Source organism: Thaumasiovibrio subtropicus (assembly GCF_019703835.1).
GTDB lineage: Bacteria > Pseudomonadota > Gammaproteobacteria > Enterobacterales > Vibrionaceae > Thaumasiovibrio > Thaumasiovibrio subtropicus.
This window is the reverse complement of sequence record NZ_AP023054.1, coordinates 3,337,742-3,352,549: the sequence shown is the minus strand read 5'-3', so window position 1 is coordinate 3,352,549 and position 14,808 is coordinate 3,337,742. Positions and strand designations below refer to the sequence as shown.

Here is a 14,808-nt window from a genome sequence, read left to right as displayed (position 1 = left end):
AGGAAAAAATGGCGACTGTAAGCACTAATGAATTTAAAGGCGGTCTTAAAATTATGCTTGATAATGAGCCGTGTGTCATTCTCGAAAACGAGTATGTGAAGCCGGGTAAAGGTCAAGCATTCAACCGCGTGAAAATCCGTAAGCTGCTTTCTGGTAAAGTGTTAGAAAAGACTTTCAAGTCTGGCGATAGCGTTGAAGTTGCAGACGTGATGGATCTGGAGCTGGATTATCTCTACAACGACGGTGAGTTCTATCACTTCATGAACAGTGAGTCATTTGAGCAGATCGCCGCGGATACAAAAGCGGTTGGCGAGAACGCGAAGTGGCTAAAAGAGAATGACACTTGTACGCTAACCCTTTGGAATGGCAACCCAATTACAGTGACACCGCCAAACTTCGTTGAACTTGAAGTCACTGAGACGGATCCGGGCCTAAAGGGTGATACTCAGGGTACCGGTGGTAAGCCAGCGACACTGACAACGGGTGCGGTTGTACGTGTGCCTCTATTCATCCAGATTGGCGAAGTGATCAAAGTGGACACTCGCTCGGGTGAGTACGTAAGCCGCGTTAAGTAAGCTTGTTTTTAGATGAAAAAGGCCGCTTTGACAGCGGCCTTCAGACTGCTGACAAAGGTCTAGCTTTCGAGCTAGACCTTTGATCTAATAGGGGTATCGAAATATGGACACTCCGATATGCTTCAAGAGCCTACTCCGCAACAATACGAACTGGAAATGGTGACGATGGAACAGTTAGTTCCTAAAAACCATTTAGTGCGTAAAATCGATAATGCTATCGACTTCGAATTCATTCGAGATGAAGTCGCTCATCTTTACTGTAAAGATAATGGACGCCCACCTGTTGACCCTGTCCGTCTCTTCAAAATCATCTTACTTGGCTACATCTTTGGCATAAAAAGTGAGCGCCAGCTCGTCAAAGAGATTGAAGTGAATGTCGCTTACCGTTGGTTCTTGCGGATGTCATTAACAGAGAAAGTCATTCACGCTTCTACTCTCAGCCAGAACCGCATTCGTCGCTTTAATGGCACGGATGTATTCGAACGTATTTTTATCAATATCGTAGAGCAAGCCATGTCGAAAGGCTTGGTCGCGGGTCAAGAGCTCTTTACGGACAGTACTCATCTCAAAGCGAACGCCAACAAGAATAAACACACCAATAAAGTCACGGCGGTTCGTGCCAGTACCTATCTTGATATGCTGGATGAAGACGTCGCTTTAGACCGAGAAAAAGCAGGTAAGAAGCCACTTAAGGCTCGGGAGTCAGAGCCAAAAACAAAGAATACTAAAACCAGCACCACTGACCCAGAGAGTGGCTTCATGACTCGTGATAATAAGCCTCAAGGCTTCTTTTATCTCGACCATCGAACCGTTGATGGTCAACACGGAATTATTCTCGATACCTATACCACCGCGGGTAACATCAATGACTCACAGCCTTACGTTCAACGCTTAGATTACACGCTTGCCACATTCCAATTGAACCCGATAGCTGTTGGACTGGATGCGGGCTACTTTACTGCTCCAGTGGCGGAGTCACTTGAACGTCGAGCTATTCTTGGCGTGTTCGGTTATCGACGTCCATCTAGAACGAAAAATACGTTCAAAAAGAAACACTTTACTTACGATGCGCAAAGAGACAGCTACCAATGTCCGAATGGTCAGGAGTTGCTTTATAAAACTACCTCACGCGATGCGTATCGAGAATACCACTCAGCCCCCAAAGAATGTGCGTTCTGTCCAATGAGGGATGACTGTACTCAAAGCAGAAATATGAAGAAAGTGATTACACGGCATATCTATAGTGACGCAGTAGAGAGGGCAAACCAAATGCGGCTCTCTTCCTACGGCAAGAAGACTTATAGACGTCGAAGTGAAACAGTAGAACGTAGCTTTGCAGACGCTAAGCAACATCACGGTCATCGTTATGCTCGCTTCCGCGGTCTAGCCAATGTGCAAATGCAATGTTGGTTGGCAGCGGCAGCCCAAAACATCAAGAAGATAGCGCTGGTGATGAACTATCTCCGAAAAATAGGCTTAAACATGGCAGAAATGAGGCAAATACTTGCTTCTGTATGCCTATGTAATGAACGGAAACTTCTGCGCACGACATAGCAAAAAATATCGCGATCGCGACCTACGGTCGCTTCCAAAAAAGAACCCCGCTTAAAAAGCGGGGTTCGTCATCAATCTGAAGGCCGCTTTGACAGCGGCCTTTTTTGTCTGTCTTAGGCTGTATAAGGAAGATAGCCAGTAAAACCACATATTTTCCAGCCTGTGGGCGTTTTCTTGAGGTAGTAAAGTGTTTGCCAGAGTAGCTTATCTTCACTGCCATCTGCTTTTTTAATGGTGCCGTTGAATTGCTTACGAGCGATAGCACGTCCATCCGCGATATCAATTTTCTCGAGTGTAGTTAGACGATGGACAGCCGCTTCTAAAGGCTCGGCATATTGCGTATCCAATCCAATTTTTGCCTGACGCACCCATTCATCTCGATAGTGTGTGAGGGTGGAGAAAGCAAATTGCCAGTTGCCGGGGTCTTGGTCTTTCTGCGCATCCACCGCAAAAAACTCTTCTTCGATAAAGTCATCAGCGACCTGTGACCAATCTGCTTCACAGTATGCGCGAATGTCTCGCGTGACTAACATCTCCCAGATCTCTTGGCGATCGCTATCGGTAAATGGGTTTTGGCTTAGCATCTTGCTCATTACTCCTTATCTGCTTGAAAGCTCAGTTGAATCGATTTTTTTATGTTTGCCTAGATCGAATCGCTGTGAATGAGAGCAATCACCCAGTTTATCTGTCTTATAGGGTGTCGAAAGCACACTTTGAGGGATAGATCCAAGAAGTCAGTTTGCACCACGAACGCCTAACTTGATTAGCATATAATGCCTTCTTTTTTGTGCATTAGGATGTGTGTTATGGATGCAAAAAGGACGGATACTGAAATCGCACCGTCATTTCGTATGTCAGTAAAGACAATTGTCGGTGGCGGATTATTGCTTGCTGCATTGGGGGTGGGGAGCCAGTCAGTATTGATGACGGATGCCGGGTATACCTATGTTCATCAAAATAACATCACAGGTAAACTCGACGTCTTTACAGAGCCGGGCTTACACTTTCGTGTCCCTTTTCTGTCGCGTATTACTAAATATGATCAAGTCATCACTGTCTCGTATGGCAATACGACAGGGGAAGACTTTTATCAGCGCTTGCCACCAATCCAGGTGCGCTTTGCCGATACCTATGTCGGCGAGATCCCCGTCACTTTCCGCTTCAAGCTCTCATTGAACCCTGATGCGGTGAAAAAAATGCATCGCGAATTTCGAAACAATGGCAACTTAATTGATGCACTTTTGGTAAAAAATGCGCGTAACGTGACGGTCATTACGGCAACCCAATATACAGGTGAGGAGTTCTTCCAAGGCGGATTGAATCAGTTCAAAGCGAAGCTGGGTGATCAACTGCGTGATGGAATATACATGACAGAGCGCCGCAAAGTGGAAGTGGAACAGCTAGAGCTTGCGCCTGTGGGGGTTGATCAAGCGAACTCCAAGCAACTGCAGCGTAGCTCACAAGCCGTCTGGAAGACGGTACCGGTGTTGGACCGTAATGATCAACCGATTCGCCAAGAAAACCCGTTGAGCCAGTATGGTATTGAAGTGACCCAAGTAACCATTGGTGACCCTAAACCAGAAGAGCAACTCAATCGCTTACTCGCAGATAAAAAGCGTTTAGTTGCGGATAGAATTCGTGCCATCCAAGAACAAGAGACATCAAAAGCGCAGGCGGAAACGGAGCAGTTGAGAAAGGAAATTCAGCGTACCAAAGAAGTGCAAGATGCGCAGCGTGCCAAAGAGCTCGCGATTATTGCGCAGCAAAAAGAAGTCGAGGTTGCTAAACAAATCGCTGAACGAGAAGTGGTTGAAGTCGAAAAGACCAAGCGCATCTCGGAAGTGGAAAAAGAGAAGGAGCTAGCGGTCGCGGAAGCTAATCTGGCTATTCAGCAAGCGAACGCGCTTGCCGCTGAGTATGAAGCGAAGGCGATTCTTGCTAAAGGGCGTGCAGAGGCTGAGGTACTGCAAGCTAAGTACAGTGTCTTTGGCAATAACAGTGATGTTTATTTGGCAGAGTTAAATCGTGACATTTCAGTCTCGCTCTATAGCAACCTGAAAGAGTACCAAGTAACAATGCCGAAAAACTATTTTGGTGGTGGTGATGGCGGCAAGCTAACCACTAACTTAGATGTCATTACAGGCTTTGGTGCGTTAGGCATACTAGAGCAAGCAGAAAAGATTATTGATGGTCATTCAAACTAACGCCTATGTTTTTTGCGTCTAGGCGCAATACATAAAAAAACACCGCCAGTCTGGCGGTGTTTTTCTTTACCTTGCGTGAGCTTAGACCATGAAGACAAACACAACCGCGAGGATAGAGACAGTGTATGCAGCAACATAACAAGCGATCTTACCAACCACACCTGTGTGGAACTTAAGATCGTGCATGCCGTGGTGAACACGGTGCATTGCGTGCCACATTGGTAGTGCCAACGTACACACAGTGAAGGCCATACCAATCCAGCTGCTAACAAAAGCACTGACGCGCTCGTAGCTCAATGCTTCTGCATTGATAACACCCATAGGTACGAGGATACCCAGTACTAGCACTGTGATCGGTGTGATCATTGCGAACCAAGTACCACCGGCACCGAATAGGCCCCACCAAACTGGTTCGTCTGAACGTTGAGGATTGCGATTTACCACGATAGACTCCTTAAACCAGAACGAGAACAACGAGTGAGATAGCTGCAACGGCTGCCCACTGTGCAAGGACGATGATCTTCTTATCCAGCGCTTTGCCTTTTACTTTAATAGGCATTACCTGAGGCATCATGCTAAAGAAGGTCTGTGCGTGGAATAGGCTACCCGCCAACGCAACAATGTTGATGGCGATAACGACTGGGTTACGCATAAAGCCTAACCAGCCATTCCAAGCCGCTTCACCTAATACCAAACTGCCAAGACCGGCGGTGAGGAAAAGCGTGAATAAGATCAGTGGTAACACGGTGGCTTCACGCACCATGTAGAAGCGGTAGAAAGGGTGATCTTTCCACCAAGTACGTTTCATTTCGCGAACGTAAGGCTTACGATTGCTCATGATTAGGCCTCCGGTTTTAGCATGGCAATAACGAAGTCTTTAGAAGACTCAACTTTACCTTGGTTAACAGCACCTGCTGGGTCAACGCTCTTCGGACAAACTTCAGAACAGTAACCTACGAAGGTACAGCCCCATGCGCCGTTTTCGCCATTGATAAGCTTCATACGCTCTGCTGCACCATTGTCACGACTATCTAGGTTGTAGCGGTGAGCGAGTGTAAGTGCGGCTGGACCGATGAATTCAGGGTTCAAACCAAACTGAGGACATGCTGCGTAGCAGAGGCCACAGTTGATGCAGTTCGCGAACTGCTTGTACTTCGCCATTTGCGCTGGCGTTTGGTTGTTTGGCCCTTCTTCTGGCGTACGATCGTTACCGATGATGTAAGGCTTGATGGCTTCTAGTCGCTCGATGAACGGCGTCATGTCGACGATCAAGTCTTTCTCGATAGCAAAGTTTGCTAACGGCTCAATAGTTAGGCCGTTCGGGTAGTCACGTAGGAAAGTCTTACAGGCCAGTTTTGGCACCTTGTTGACCATCAGACCACAAGAACCACAGATCGCCATACGGCAAGACCAACGGTAAGCCAGATCTTTATCTAGGTTATCTTTGATGTAACCTAGCGCGTCCAGTACTGACATTGTTTCGTCAAACGGGACTTCGAAAGTTTGCAGGTAAGGTTCTGCATCTTTTAATGGGTCGTAACGTAGGATATCGACTTTTTGGATACGATTCGCAGACATGATTAAGCCTCCTTCTCTGCAGCTTCTTTCTTCGCAGCTTTGGCAGCAGCTTCTGCAGCTTCTGCTTCAGCACCGTATAGACGGGCTTTAGGCTGAGACTTAGTGATGGTCACGTCGCTGTATTCAATGCGAGGTGCGTCGTCACCATTGTAGAAAGCTAGAGAGTGTTTTAGGAAGTTCACGTCATCACGCTCAGTACAGCCATCGTCTAGACGTTGGTGAGCACCACGTGATTCACGACGTAAGATGGCTGAGTGTGCCATTGCTTCAGCAACTTCAAGGCCATAGCCCACTTCGATAGCGTAAAGTAGGTCGGTGTTGAACACTTTGCCTTTATCTTTGATGCTGATGTTTTTGAAGCGTGCGCGTAGCTCTGCCAATTTGTCGACAGTCGCTTGCATTAAGTCTTCACGGCGGTAGATACCACAACCTGCTTCCATGGATTTACCCATTTCAGTGCGGATATCAGCCCAGTTTTCATCGCCTTCTTGGTTCATTAGTGCGTCGATACGCGCTTGAACATCAGCAATGGCCGCTTCTACTGCATTGTCATCCCAGCCTTTGAATTCAGCGGTACGAGCAACGGCTTGCTCACCGGCCAAACGGCCAAAGACAACAAGCTCGGCAAGCGAGTTAGAGCCTAAGCGGTTAGCGCCGTGTAGACCAACGGAAGAACACTCACCAACAGCGAACAAGCCTTTGATGCGAGTTTCGTTGTTCTTGTCTGTTTCAATACCACCCATGGTGTAGTGAACCGTTGGGCGAATTGGAATTGGCTCTTTCGCTGGGTCAACGTTGACATACGCTTTAGATAGCTCACAAATGAACGGTAGGCGTTCTTGTAAGTACTCTTCACCGAGGTGGCGAAGATCAAGGTGTACCACGTCACCGAGTGGGTGCTCGATGGTGTTGCCTTTTTGCTGCTCATGCCAGAACGCTTGAGAAACCTTGTCACGAGGACCAAGTTCCATGTATTTGTTCTTTGGTTGGCCAACAGGGGTTTCTGGGCCCATGCCGTAGTCTTGTAGGTAACGGTAACCGTTTTTGTTGACGATGATACCACCTTCACCACGACAACCTTCCGTCATCAAGATACCCGTACCCGGTAGGCCAGTTGGGTGATACTGAACAAACTCCATATCACGCAAAGGTACACCATGGCGATAAGCCATTGCCATACCGTCACCAGTCACGATGCCGCCATTCGTGTTGACGTTGTACACTCGGCCTGCACCACCAGTCGCCAGGACGACGGATTTTGCTTTAATGCAGATCAGTTCACCTTCTGCCATATGAATGGCAATCAGGCCTTGCACTTGGCCATCAGAGACGATCAAATCAACAACGAAGTACTCGTCAAAGCGGTTGATTTGGTCATACTTGATAGACGTTTGGAAGAGGGTGTGCAGCATGTGGAAGCCAGTTTTGTCAGCGGCAAACCACGTACGCTCTACTTTCATACCGCCGAAACGACGCACGTTAACGTCACCGTTTTCTTTGCGGCTCCATGGACAGCCCCACTGTTCAAGTTGGGTCATCTCACGGGTAGCGTTCTCAACAAAATATTCAACCACATCCTGTTCACATAACCAGTCACCACCACCAACGGTATCGTTGAAGTGATTGTCTAGGCTATCTTCATCCTTGATAACCGCTGCAGAGCCGCCTTCGGCTGCTACAGTGTGCGAACGCATTGGGTAAACTTTGGAGATCAGAGCAATCTCGAGCTCTGGGTTTGCTTCAGCAGCAGCAATCGCAGTACGAAGACCTGCGCCGCCAGCACCGACGACAGCGATATCTGTGGTGATTGTTTTCACAGCTATTCTCCGGAGGAAAGACTAATAAAACGAATAAGGCGCGAAATGCGCACCTTTACCTTGAAATCCTGAAAATCATTCTAGAGGACAAAACTTGCGAAATATTTGATTTTGACGCGTGTTTTTGTCCAAAAAGTTCAAATCCGATGAAAAATTGCAACATCTGTGATCTAAATCAATTGATGTCACCAATATCAGTAGGTTACAGAGTTGTGATCAAACATCTAAATGGTTTGTGACCCGTCATTCGCGTGCTTGCGAGGGAGATTAAAAAGAAAGGGAAAGCAATGCGTTAAGCACATTATAGAGAGGGTGCTTAGCGATAGTTTGTTTTTAATTGCTATCTCAGTTCAAATTATTGCGAACATCACTGTTCTAGCAGGGAAAGTGCAAAGGCACTCGATGGCGGTAAGTATAACCTTTGTGCATATTGACCCCAAGAATAGTTCGCTACCCATTCAGCAAGTGTTCAGGGTCGCTGAACAGGCATACTTTGCGATAAAATGCCCTACAAATACGTTTTATTAGGAATAAACATGGCCGACTGGCAACCTTCCGCTTCTATCCACTTTTTACGAAAAAAAGCCAATTTAATTAGGCAAATTAGAGAATTCTTTGAAAATAGGGGCGTTTTGGAGGTGGATACGCCAGCGTTAAGCATGGCAACAGTGACCGATGTTCACTTGCATACTTTCCAAACCCAGTTTGTTGGCCCAGGTTTCGCGAACGGGCAAACATTGAGCATGATGACCAGTCCGGAGTTTCATATGAAGCGGCTTCTGTGTGCGGGAAGTGGCTGTATCTATCAGATAAGTAAAGCCTTTCGGAATGAAGAATCTGGTCGGTATCACAACCCTGAGTTCACCATGTTGGAATGGTATCGTGTTGGCTTCAATCACCATGCATTGATGGATGAGATGGATACACTATTGCAGATGGTATTGAATTGCGGGGCCGCTGAGCGTATGACTTACCAAGAGGCATTCCTTCGCGCATTAAAGGTTTGTCCCTTGGAAGCGACAATGAGCGAGCTAAAGGCTGTTGCCGCAGCGCTTGGGCTTGCTGACATTGCTGAACCAGAAAACCACCGCGATACACTGTTGCAGCTACTCTTCAGCGTAGGTGTCGAGCCCAAGATAGGTCAGGATGCCCCGGCGTTCGTATACCATTTCCCAGCCTCGCAGGCAGCACTCGCTAGAATCAGTGCGGCAGACCCACGAGTAGCAGAACGATTCGAGGTTTACTACCAAGGTATCGAGTTAGCAAATGGCTTCCATGAACTCTCTGATCCTGTAGAACAGCGTTCACGTTTTGAAGCGGACAATCACTATCGACAGGAAAACGGCCTACCTGAGCAGGTGATTGATGAGCATCTATTGTCGGCATTGGAAGCAGGGTTACCTGATTGCGCAGGCGTTGCCCTGGGGGTAGATAGGCTCATCATGTTAGCGCTAGGCTGTGAGCATATCGATCAAGTGATGGCATTCCCTATCAATCGAGCTTGATCGCGTATTGAATACGCACCGCCAGCGAGCCACAGCTGGCGGTTTGGGGGAACAGCGTATTTTGAACCCCTGTCGCTCTCTCCGGTGAGCGAAACAGGTGTTCGTACTGGGTGACTTAAGTTCAGGATTTCAAGTAAACCACAGACAGTGATCTAGTCTATGCTGGGTTAGATCGAAATGCAAACTATTCTCATTAAAATTTCAAGATCATTCCGGTTCCGGCGACGGCAAGTATTGCGCCTACCCAAGAAAGTAAACTTGGGCGTTGGCGAGTAAACAGCCACATCAAAGGTAAAATCATTATCGGTGTGGTAGAGGATAGTAGCCCGACCATGCCGACATCACCGCGGCTTAGTGCGATCATGATGAGAGTCATACCGACCCCCATCGCTAAAAAACCATTCAGTGCGACTTGCCCAAGTATGGACCAGTTCATAGGACTGGATGCTTTGGCTATCTTGAACCCGCAGCAAAAGAGTACACAGTGCGCTGTTAAGGCTGTCGCCATGCGAATAGCTGAAGCCGCAATGGGATCACTGCCACTGCTCATAACGGGTTTGGCAATAATCGCGCCGAGTGATTGGCAGAGCGCAGCGGTGAGACCAAGACTAATCGCAATCCAGAGATTGCCATTCACCTTTTCCCAACTGTGCGCACGCTTGTTTTGACCAAAAAAGACGGCCAGTAAAACGCCACTGAATACTAAGATAGCGCCAACGAGTTTCCAGCCGTACAACGACTCATCAAACAACCAGACGCCAAGAATGGCAGAAAAGACAGCATGGCAAGAAAAGAGAAGGCCTGCGCGACGAGGGCCAACGCGATTAAAACAGGCAAAGAGTGCGGTATCGCCGATAAAAATGCCAATCAATCCAGAGAGTGCCATCACGGCGTAGTCCTGATGAAGTAAGGAGCTCCAACCACTCATGAACGTTGCCGCACTGCAGAGCATGAGCGTGACACATGCCATTCGCCATCGACTGTAGGCAAACGTCCCTAAGTGGCGCGCAGGTGTCACCGAAATCATTGAACTGAATGCCCAGAGAAAGGCAGCGAGTAAGGCGAGCCACTCGTATCCCATAAAACCACTGATGTTTGAAAGAAATAAGGGCTTCACTATGCATGACGCGAGATACGTGTCGCAAGAAAAAAAGCGCTCGGGCAACGCGTGTACTAATAGTGCCAACGACAGTGTCAGGAAATTTGGGGATTATTGGGGATGTTGGTGCATTGACGGGGAAAGAAGCTCACCGTGTTGTGAGCTTCTTGAAAGGAGAATAGCCGGGATCAAGTGATGATTAAGGCTGCCGCATAAACGATAAGTAGACCAACAACCCCGATAATTACCCCCGTCTTTGCCATATCTTTACTTTCGATTAAGCCTGTCGAGTAGGCGAGTGAGTTAGGTGGGGTTGAAACAGGTAGAATCATACCGAGTGATGCTGAGAAGGCGACCACAACGAGGACACCCGTTAGACCACCCATAGAAGCCAGTGACTCCATTGACGCTGCAACGGCGGCGGCAATAGGCACCAACAAGTTTGCCGTGGCGGTGTTTGACATGAAGTTTGCCATTAGCCAACACACAATGGATAGCGTAATGACAACGACAATGGGTGAAAGGGTTGCGTAGTCGATGGAGTGCGCTAACGCTTCAGCAAGGCCTGTTTTTCCGAGTGCCATACCAATCGCGATACCCCCCGCAACCAACCAAAGTACGTCCCAGTTAATGAGCTTTAGCTCTTCTTTACCCATGATGCCCGTTAGGGTGAAAGCAGCGAGCGGGATGACAGAGACGACATACACGTTCATACCGTGAAAGGACGAGGTCATCCAGAGTAAAATCGTGATCGCGAAGGTAATGTAGACCACGATCGCTTGCCAGCTTTTCTGGAACTTACCCTCAAGGTTGAGTTCAATTTTGTCCATGGTGGTTGGAAAGAGCTTTTGGAGTAACCACCATGCAAAAGCAAGCTGAACAATAACAAAGGGTAAGCCCATCATCATCCATCCACCAAAGGTGATAGCGTGCTCACCTTGAAGGTATTGGAGCGCAATAGCGTTGGGTGGGGTACCAATTGGTGTTGCAATCCCGCCGGTATTGGCCGCAATAGGAATACAGAGCACTAAGGCTTTGATACCTGTGTCGCCTTTAGGGACTGAAGCCACGATAGGGCCAAGTAACGCAAGCATCATGACCGTCGTTGCTGTATTTGACATGAACATTGAGAAAACGGCGGTAATCAGCATGAGGCCCAGCATAATATAGCGCGGCTGAGTACCGAAAGGCTTTAGCAGGACACGGGCTAAATTATTATCCAGTTCGTAGCGAGAAGCCGCGATAGCAAGCGCAAATCCCCCCATGAAGAGAATAATGATAGGGGAAGAAAAGGCATTGAGAATATCGGTGTAGCTGAGCAGGGTTTCATGCTCGCCGCTTGGGCGGAGGAACGTCAGCCCATTATCAGAGAGTAAGATCAGCTGTAGCACGATGATCAAAATGGATGTAGCAAAAACGGGGACGGGCTCCAGAACCCAAAGTAAGGCGGCAAGAATAAAGATAGCTAACAGCCGGTGTTGAATGATGGTTAATCCCTCAATAGGGAGTGCGCTAGTGGGCATGGCTAGGACCAATAAAGGGATCCCAAACGCGACCAATAACCTCAGCACAGTGGTGATCGAGATTTTTGTCATAGTCGTAGGCGTTGATTTAATTGTGAAAACTGTAAATCAGCATACCTACTTTCTATTTTAGATGGATCGATTGCGTCAATTTTTAGATCTAAAACGGGGCCATAAAGGCCCCGTTGCTTCACAAATTTAAGAATTAATCTGTGGTGTCTTCAGTTGATAGGAAGCGGCCATAAACCTCACCCATACGAGTCGTTGCATTAATAGCGACAGCGTTATCAAATGCCATCATGCCTTGTGGGAAAAGGTTAATGACGGTTGAGCCAAGTTTAAATCGTCCCATCTCGTCCCCTTTTTTGAGGGCAATGGCATCTTGACCACTCGCAGGGTAATCCCAACGGCGAATCTCTGGGCCAGTTGGCGGGGTCACTGTGCCAGCCCAAACTGTCTCGATACTGCCGACAATCGTTGCACCGACAAGAATTTGTACCATAGGACCGAACTCTGTGTCGAAGACACACACGACACGCTCGTTACGTGCAAACAAATTCGGCACGTTCTCTGCGGTAAGTGGGTTTACAGAAAAAAGATCACCCGGTACATAAATCATCTGACGTAATGTCGCGTCACATGGCATGTGTACACGATGGTAGTCGCGAGGAGAGAGGTAGAGAGTCGCAAACTCACCATCCGTGAACTGCGCCGCGAGTTTCTTGTTTCCGCCCACTAATTCGCAGACGTCAAACGTATGGCCTTTGGCTTGGATGAGTTGGTCGGCTTCAATTTTACCAAACTGACTCACACAAGCATCTGCAGGAAAACACAGATTATCGTCGCCATCATCGATAGGACGTGCGCCCGCTTTTAACTCACGGACGAAGAACTGATTGAAGGTCGCGTAGGCGCGGCTGTCTGACTCGGCGGCTTCGTTCATATCAATCTTGTATTGGCGGATAAACGCATTGATGAGCGTGGTCGTGAAGCCACCGCCTTCCCATGCGGCAATTTTTCCGACTAAGCGAGTAACGGCATGCTTAGGTAGTAGGTATTGAAAAGTAATCTTCAGGTTATCAATAATAGACATAATAACTCTATCTTTGCACAGAGCAGGCCCGCTAGCAGCGCCTGTTCGCGAGTGATCGTTTAATTAGTGCTCGGCATACTAACCGAGCAAGTGAGGAATGTCAGTGTTTTCCGCGCCAATTTGTTATTCAGGCTTGTTGCGAGAGTAATTTCGGTTGGCTTTCATCTCATCCATACTTTCTACAATACGGTGATAGTTTTCGAAGCGAGTAGGGGCAATTTTTCCGTCTTCCGCCGCAGCACGCAATAAGCAACCGGGGTCGTCTTTGTGTTTACAGTCTCTGAACTTACACCCACCTAAGTAATCACGGAACTCGACAAACGCCTTGGTGACATCTTCTTTGTCTAAGTGCCACAAGCCAAATTCGCGGACGCCAGGAGAGTCAATCAGCTTACCGCCATAAGGGAAATGATAGAGGCGGGCGGCAGTTGTGGTGTGCTGCCCCAAGCCTGAGTTTTCTGATACATCACCGACTTCGGCAGAAACAGAGGGGATAAGTTCATTCACTAAGCTCGACTTTCCGACACCGGATTGGCCCACGAAAATATTGATGTGGTCTTTAAGCGCGTCTTGTAAACCGGATAGGCCGCCTTCAAGCTGTGTGCTGACGTAAAGAACCTGATAACCAATCGTTTCATAGATAGAGAGTTGTGCTTTCACATTTGCCAGCTCTGCGTCATCCAACAGATCAATTTTATTGAGCACAATTAAGGGCTTGATGCCAATGGTCTCTGACGCGACGAGGTAGCGGTCGATAATGTTGAGTGAAAGCTCTGGCAGTACTGAGGAGACAATAATAATTTGGTCGACGTTCGCTGCTACTGCTTTAACCCCATCGTAGTAATCAGGGCGAGTCAGCATGGATTCGCGCTCATGTACTGCTTCTACGACCCCGGCAATACCTTGTAGAGTTTCTATGCCTGGGCGCCATACAACTCGGTCTCCAGAGACTAAACTTCGAATACTACGACGTAAGTTACAACGATGAATGTCACCAGTTTCGCTGTCTTCGATGTCGGCATGTTGGCCAAATCGGGTGATCACGAGTCCTTCCCTCGCGGCCTCCAAGAGTGACTCATCCCATTGCACATCGTCTTGCTGACGTTGCAAGCGTTTGTTTTGATTAGAGCGAACTCGACGGCTCTGCCCTTTAGTCAGTTTTTTCTTTTTTGCCACAATTCGTTCATCTGTTGTTTGGCTTTCGCTTCAAGGTCGGTATCATACATGGTTTAGTCACATAATAGGCAATTACAATGGCAATCAGCGAACAGAATTTGATTTGGATAGACTTAGAGATGACGGGGTTAGACCCAGAAACTCATAAGATTATTGAGATTGCCACCATAGTGACAGATGCCGAATTGAACATTCTCGCTGAAGGTCCAGTGCTTGCTATCCATCAGCCTCAGCACGAGTTAGATAAAATGGATGAGTGGTGTACCACGACGCATACTGGGAGCGGATTGGTGGATCGTGTCAAAGCATCAGAAGTCACTTTGGAACAGGCACAACAACAAACGATTGCCTTTTTGTCAGAGTGGGTTGCACCAGGTGTTTCACCTATTTGTGGGAATAGTGTTGGACAAGACCGCCGTTTTCTTTATAAGCAGATGCCAGAGTTAGAGCAATATTTCCATTACCGCTATCTCGACGTTAGCACAGTGAAAGAACTTGCAAGACGTTGGCAGCCTGAGATTTTGTCAGGCTTTAAGAAAAGCGGATCCCACCTAGCGTTGGATGATATCCGAGAGTCAATTGCAGAATTGCAGCATTATAGAAAGCACTTTTTTAAGGTTTGAGTTTTTTTTGTACGATTAGTTGAAGTCATAAAAAAAATTGAATTCGACCTCTTGCATCTGA

General features: G+C 47.6%; 14 protein-coding genes. 5 read left to right on the top strand and 9 right to left on the bottom strand.

All coding sequences use genetic code 11. The annotated features are described in order from the left end of the window. Window positions 1-8 precede the first annotated feature (8 nt). Together efp and TSUB_RS15000 are read left to right on the top strand one after the other, a co-directional pair. The gene (efp, locus tag TSUB_RS15005; RefSeq protein ID WP_087026845.1) at window positions 9-575 is read left to right on the top strand and encodes an elongation factor P; all 567 of its coding nucleotides are present in this window, start codon (window positions 9-11) and stop codon (window positions 573-575) included. Between the two features lie 117 nt (window positions 576-692). After that, complete coding sequence (locus TSUB_RS15000) at window positions 693-2,129, top strand: IS1182 family transposase (protein WP_221274547.1); 1,437 nt, start codon at window positions 693-695, stop codon at window positions 2,127-2,129. Between the two features lie 113 nt (window positions 2,130-2,242). Here TSUB_RS15000 and TSUB_RS14995 read toward each other — a convergent pair whose 3' ends face one another. Continuing rightward, window positions 2,243-2,722 carry a hypothetical protein gene (locus TSUB_RS14995; RefSeq protein WP_246616378.1) on the bottom strand — a complete coding sequence of 160 codons (480 nt, stop codon included), beginning with the start codon at window positions 2,720-2,722 and terminating at the stop codon, window positions 2,243-2,245. Window positions 2,723-2,980: 258 nt separating this feature from the next. On the opposite strand from TSUB_RS14995, the gene TSUB_RS14990 reads away from it, so the two are divergent. Then, entirely contained in the window at window positions 2,981-4,333 is a 1,353-nt protein-coding gene (locus tag TSUB_RS14990) for an SPFH domain-containing protein (protein ID WP_414718385.1), read from the top strand. Between the two features lie 81 nt (window positions 4,334-4,414). Here TSUB_RS14990 and frdD read toward each other — a convergent pair whose 3' ends face one another. From frdD to frdA, 4 genes are read right to left on the bottom strand one after another with little or no spacing between them, the layout of a single operon-like run. After that, window positions 4,415-4,777 (bottom strand): fumarate reductase subunit FrdD, encoded by a 363-nt coding sequence (frdD, locus tag TSUB_RS14985; RefSeq protein WP_192867873.1) that lies wholly within the window; start codon window positions 4,775-4,777, stop codon window positions 4,415-4,417. A gap of 10 nt (window positions 4,778-4,787) precedes the next feature. Beyond that, window positions 4,788-5,171: a fumarate reductase subunit FrdC gene (frdC, locus tag TSUB_RS14980; protein ID WP_087024534.1), complete on the bottom strand. Its 384-nt coding sequence runs from the start codon at window positions 5,169-5,171 to the stop codon at window positions 4,788-4,790. 2 nt (window positions 5,172-5,173) lie between these two features. Further along, complete coding sequence (locus TSUB_RS14975) at window positions 5,174-5,911, bottom strand: succinate dehydrogenase/fumarate reductase iron-sulfur subunit (protein ID WP_087024532.1); 738 nt, start codon at window positions 5,909-5,911, stop codon at window positions 5,174-5,176. Window positions 5,912-5,913: 2 nt separating this feature from the next. Next, window positions 5,914-7,728, bottom strand: coding sequence for a fumarate reductase (quinol) flavoprotein subunit (gene frdA, locus TSUB_RS14970; RefSeq protein WP_087024530.1), 1,815 nt, complete (start codon window positions 7,726-7,728; stop codon window positions 5,914-5,916). Window positions 7,729-8,264: 536 nt separating this feature from the next. On the opposite strand from frdA, the gene epmA reads away from it, so the two are divergent. Next, the gene (gene epmA / locus TSUB_RS14965) at window positions 8,265-9,233 is read left to right on the top strand and encodes an elongation factor P--(R)-beta-lysine ligase (RefSeq protein WP_087024526.1); all 969 of its coding nucleotides are present in this window, start codon (window positions 8,265-8,267) and stop codon (window positions 9,231-9,233) included. 193 nt (window positions 9,234-9,426) lie between these two features. On the opposite strand, the gene TSUB_RS14960 is transcribed toward epmA, so the two are convergent. From TSUB_RS14960 to rsgA, 4 genes are all read right to left on the bottom strand, one after another. Further along, the gene (locus tag TSUB_RS14960) at window positions 9,427-10,314 is read right to left on the bottom strand and encodes a DMT family transporter (RefSeq protein ID WP_087024524.1); all 888 of its coding nucleotides are present in this window, start codon (window positions 10,312-10,314) and stop codon (window positions 9,427-9,429) included. Window positions 10,315-10,520: 206 nt separating this feature from the next. Then, the gene (locus TSUB_RS14955; RefSeq protein ID WP_087024522.1) at window positions 10,521-11,927 is read right to left on the bottom strand and encodes an SLC13 family permease; all 1,407 of its coding nucleotides are present in this window, start codon (window positions 11,925-11,927) and stop codon (window positions 10,521-10,523) included. A gap of 133 nt (window positions 11,928-12,060) precedes the next feature. Continuing rightward, window positions 12,061-12,939, bottom strand: a complete 879-nt coding sequence (asd, locus tag TSUB_RS14950; RefSeq protein WP_192867874.1) for an archaetidylserine decarboxylase — start codon at window positions 12,937-12,939, stop codon at window positions 12,061-12,063. 132 nt (window positions 12,940-13,071) lie between these two features. Next, the gene (rsgA, locus tag TSUB_RS14945; protein WP_087024520.1) at window positions 13,072-14,124 is read right to left on the bottom strand and encodes a small ribosomal subunit biogenesis GTPase RsgA; all 1,053 of its coding nucleotides are present in this window, start codon (window positions 14,122-14,124) and stop codon (window positions 13,072-13,074) included. Between the two features lie 77 nt (window positions 14,125-14,201). Here rsgA and orn point away from each other — a divergent pair, with 77 nt between their 5' ends. Beyond that, window positions 14,202-14,747 carry an oligoribonuclease gene (gene orn, locus TSUB_RS14940; protein ID WP_087024518.1) on the top strand — a complete coding sequence of 182 codons (546 nt, stop codon included), beginning with the start codon at window positions 14,202-14,204 and terminating at the stop codon, window positions 14,745-14,747. The last annotated feature ends 61 nt before the right edge of the window (window positions 14,748-14,808 follow it).

Bases quoted from the DNA above. Each gene is read 5' to 3' on its own strand.
- efp (WP_087026845.1), top strand. From the start codon at position 9: ATGGCGACTGTAAGCACTAATGAATTTAAAGGCGGTCTTAAAATTATG.
- TSUB_RS15000 (WP_221274547.1), top strand. From the start codon at position 693: ATGCTTCAAGAGCCTACTCCGCAACAATACGAACTGGAAATGGTGACG.
- TSUB_RS14995 (WP_246616378.1), bottom strand. From the start codon at position 2,722: ATGAGCAAGATGCTAAGCCAAAACCCATTTACCGATAGCGATCGCCAA.
- TSUB_RS14990 (WP_414718385.1), top strand. From the start codon at position 2,981: ATGTCAGTAAAGACAATTGTCGGTGGCGGATTATTGCTTGCTGCATTG.
- frdC (WP_087024534.1), bottom strand. From the start codon at position 5,171: ATGAGCAATCGTAAGCCTTACGTTCGCGAAATGAAACGTACTTGGTGG.
- TSUB_RS14975 (WP_087024532.1), bottom strand. From the start codon at position 5,911: ATGTCTGCGAATCGTATCCAAAAAGTCGATATCCTACGTTACGACCCA.
- epmA (WP_087024526.1), top strand. From the start codon at position 8,265: ATGGCCGACTGGCAACCTTCCGCTTCTATCCACTTTTTACGAAAAAAA.
- TSUB_RS14960 (WP_087024524.1), bottom strand. From the start codon at position 10,314: ATGGGATACGAGTGGCTCGCCTTACTCGCTGCCTTTCTCTGGGCATTC.
- TSUB_RS14955 (WP_087024522.1), bottom strand. From the start codon at position 11,927: ATGACAAAAATCTCGATCACCACTGTGCTGAGGTTATTGGTCGCGTTT.
- orn (WP_087024518.1), top strand. From the start codon at position 14,202: ATGGCAATCAGCGAACAGAATTTGATTTGGATAGACTTAGAGATGACG.